At 45.8% G+C, this 723-nt stretch carries 1 protein-coding gene; it reads right to left on the minus strand.

All coding sequences use genetic code 11. The features are described from left to right. Positions 1 to 723: glycerol-3-phosphate dehydrogenase/oxidase (locus tag B2U10_RS11165; protein ID WP_290787759.1), on the minus strand; the 723-nt coding region annotated here is incomplete at both ends.

The raw sequence follows: 723 nt of genomic DNA on the forward strand, positions 1-723 counted from the left end.
AACATCTGGGAACATATAGTGGATCGCGTCTAGGACGTAGTCTTGATCTTCGACTGTGAACTTCGGATGTGCTGTATCTTTATCGAAGAACGTATCTGTCGTACCAACGTATGCTTTTCCATCACGTGGAATCGCAAAAATCATACGACCGTCTGGTGTATCGAAGTAGACCGCTTGTTTGAGTGGGAATTTCGATTGATCGATGACAACGTGGACACCTTTTGTCAAACGAAGTTGTTTCCCGACTTTCGAGCCATCTTTTTCACGTAATTCATCAACCCATGGACCTGTCGCGTTGACGACTTTTTTCGCACGGATTTCATGCACGTCACCTGTCAAGAGGTCTGTCACACGCATCCCGACGACTTTTCCAGCATCGTAGATGATTTCTTCTGCTTTTGTATAGTTGACGACACGTGCGCCATGTTCGACTGCTTCTTTCATGACTTCAATCGTTAGACGAGCGTCATCTGTGCGGTACTCGACGTAGTAACCGCCACCTTTAAGACCTTGTTGTTTAACGAGTGGTTCTTTTGCTAATGTTTCTTTTGCAGATAACATCGTACGCCATTCAGAACGTTTAACACCTGCTAAGAAGTCATAGACACGAAGACCGATTGACGTACTGAACGGTCCGAATGTACCGCCCTTATGCATCGGAAGTAACATCCACTCTGGTGTCGTAACGTGTGGGCCGTTTTCGTAAACAATCGCACGTTCTTT

The sequence above is a fragment of the Exiguobacterium sp. UBA7533 genome (assembly GCF_002479335.1).
GTDB lineage: Bacteria > Bacillota > Bacilli > Exiguobacteriales > Exiguobacteriaceae > Exiguobacterium_A.